This is a genomic window from Romboutsia sp. (assembly GCF_051659545.1).
In the GTDB taxonomy this organism is placed as follows: Bacteria; Bacillota; Clostridia; order Peptostreptococcales; family Peptostreptococcaceae; genus JBOFOR01.
Genome location: NZ_JBOFOR010000228.1, coordinates 1 through 3,266, shown reverse-complemented (window position 1 = coordinate 3,266; position 3,266 = coordinate 1). Strand labels below are relative to the sequence as shown.

The 3,266-nt window shown below is 33.3% G+C and carries 2 protein-coding genes; both read right to left on the bottom strand.

The window, feature by feature from the left end; translation table 11 throughout:
- Nucleotides 1-495, bottom strand: a 495-nt coding sequence (locus ACRC03_RS12575) for a DUF11 domain-containing protein (protein ID WP_438652920.1), incomplete at its 3' end; no start/stop codon positions are given.
- Nucleotides 496-694: 199 nt separating this feature from the next.
- The coding region (locus tag ACRC03_RS12570) for a beta strand repeat-containing protein (RefSeq protein ID WP_438652919.1) at nt 695-3,266 on the bottom strand (2,572 nt) is incomplete at its 5' end.

Genomic DNA, 3,266 nt, shown 5'->3' with positions numbered 1-3,266 from the left:
ATCTAAACTAGCATTAGCTATAGTTGATGTTACTACATTAGTTGGATTGTTTGAACTAGAACCATTAGGTAGTGATGGGTCAACTGTATAATTATAACTAACCTCACCAACATTATTTGCTTGACTTACTACTGGCAATGAATTAACAGTAGTTTTAAAACTTATAGTTGCAACATTTCCAGGTAATAAAGTAGCTAGCGTTACTCCCCCTGGTAGTTCTGGACTTATCCCAGGTATTGTTGCCCCATTTAGCATTACAGAATTTGTAACAAAGCCTAATCCAGTTGGAATCGTATCTATAAATACTATATTATCGGCAGCTGTATTCCCTGTATTCTTAAGGACAATTGTGTAAGTCATAGTCTCACCAACACTTGCATAAGGCTTATCTGTGCTTTTTGCAAGCCCATTATCTCTATTTGATATTTGAGCTCTACTTATTTTAGTTTGCACAATGTTGGAGGTATTTCTTGTAGACTGATTACAAGTTGCCATAAGTTCTATCCTCCTCAATAAATTACTTTTTCTATTCTATTTATAAAAATTAATAAAATTTTATACTACTTTATAATATTCACTTTTTTCTTTACATTTACCACTTTTAAACTTTTATATTATCTATTCTTAAATTAAAAAAATTGGGAGGTTCAAAAATACTTGTTGAGCCTCCCTTTTTTTTATCTACAGTATATGGTTATACGCAAATATTAAAGCTATATGCTACATCTGCATAGTTTGGTATTGGGTCTGGCGTTGGTATAGTTATGCTATTTACAACTACCTGATAACTTACTGTTACAACTTGAGTTGGTGCTATAGATCCTATAGATACACCATTTTGTGGGCTAACACCTGGTACTATTATAAAGTCTACAGTAACAGAATCAGCAATAAAGATTGTTCCTTTTGGTATTGTGTCATATAAAACTACACTATCTGCATTTACATTTCCAGTATTTTTTAAAGCAATAGTATAAGTTATTGTATCTCCTAAATCAGCAAATAGCTTATCAACTGTTTTAACAAGTCCACCATCTTCAGCGGATATTGTTGCTATATTTACTTTTGAATCTGTTACATTACTTGGTACAGTTGCTATTGCGCCATTTGGATTTGTTGATATTACAGTATATCTATAACTTGTAATTGCTTGGTTAGATATTGAATTTGGACTTGGAACTGTATTTACAGTTACTGCAAATGATACAGTTGCAATTCCTCCTGGTGCTATACTTGTTATGCTTATACCTGTTTGTGGATTTCCTCCTGGTACTGTTACATTATTTACCTTAACAGAGTTATTTATAAAGCTTGTTCCTGTTGGTATAGTATCTTGTACAAATACATTATTAACAGGTACATTTCCTGTATTAACTAATGTTATAGTAAATATTAAAGTTTCATTTAAAGTTGTAAATTGATTATTTGCAGCTTTTGTATTTTTTATATCTCCGTGATTTACTTTTGTATTTACAGCATTAGATGTTCCACTTCCTGAATTAGGTGTTGTTGGATTTGTAAAATACGTGAAACTCATTGAAGCAATATTTTTCATTGGATTTGGACTTGGCATTGTAGTTACAGTAATTTGGAATGTTACAGTTGATGAAGAACCTTGTGGTATAGTTGGAACTATTGCTCCTATTGGTGGCTCTGGGCTACCTACATCTGGAATTCCATCTATTATTAATGAATTTGGAATAAAGGTTCCTCCATTTGGTACTGTATCAATTATAGTTGTATTATAAACAGGCACATTACCTTTATTTCTTAATACTAAAGTATAGGTTACTGTATAACCTAAATCAGCTTCTACAAAGTCTACAGCCTTAGACATTGTTACAGAACCTTGGCTTATATCTGTAGTTGCAGTATTAGTTCCTGTACCCTTAGTTATTGGTATTGTAGGTGTTTGATTATACGTGAATCTTACATTACCAATATTTAAAATTGGGTTAGGAGATGGCAATGTTGCTATTGTTACCTTAAAGCTTAAAGTAGTAGTTGTACCTGCAGATATTGTACCTACTGATACTCCAGCTATAGGTGCAGGTGATGCTCCTGGCAGAGTTACATCATTAATTTTTACTGAATTTGCAACAAAGGTTGTTCCATTTGGAATTGTATCTATAAAGTTTACATTATACACTGGTACATTACCGGTATTTTCTATAGAAACTATATAAGTTACTACATCTCCGATTGTTGCGGTTGATGGGTCTGACGCCTTAACTGCCTCTATATCTCCTTGATTAACAGGTGTTGTAGTTATATTAGATGGTATTGTTCCAGATATTGGTGTTGTTGGATTCAAATCATAGTTAAAGAATGTTGTAGCTTCATTTATTAATGAATTAGAAGCCGGTATTGTAGTTACAACAACTTGGAATGTCACTGTTGATGTTGATCCTGCTGCTATAGTTGGAACCGAAAGTCCTGCTAAAGGCTCTGGAGAAACTCCTGGTATTGTTACACTATTAATTCTTACTGAATTAGGAATAAAGCTTGCTCCATCAGCAATTGTATCTATTACAGTTACATTATAAACTGGGCTAATTCCTGTATTCTTTAATACTATTGAATATACTACTGTTCCACCTACACTAATTCCTGCTGGTGATGCATTCTTGTTTGAAGTTAAATTACCAAAGCTTACTGTAGTTAAAACAGGATTTGAACCTGATGAACCTGTATTTACTACTGTTCCAACATTAAAGTTATAAGAAGAAGAACTTCTATTAACTATAGGATTTGGATTTGGTACACTTGCTACAGTTACTTGGAATGTAACTGTTGTAATAGTTCCTCCAGCTATAGTTCCAATTGTTAAACCGCTTGGAGGAGCTGGACTTCCCGCATCTGGCACACCATTTACAAATACTGAATTTGGAACTAGTGTAGTTCCATTTGGAATTGTATCTATAAGCTTAACATTATAAACTTCTACATTTCCAGGGTTACTTAAAGCAATTGTATAAGTTAATATATCGCCTAAAGTAGCTGAAGATGAGCTTACTTCCTTAGTTGAATCTAATGAAGCTTGACTTATATTAGTTGTAACTTGGTTTGTATTATCTCCTCCTGTACCAATTGATGTCGGAGTTATATTATATACATAACTAATTGACCCATCGTTTGGTATTGGATTTACTGTTGGTATTGTTGCTACAGTTACTCTAAAGCTAACCGTTGCAACTGCTCCTATAGCTAATGTTCCAACTGTATATCCTGTTGGTGGTGCAGGTGATGCTCCTGCTACTGTTACT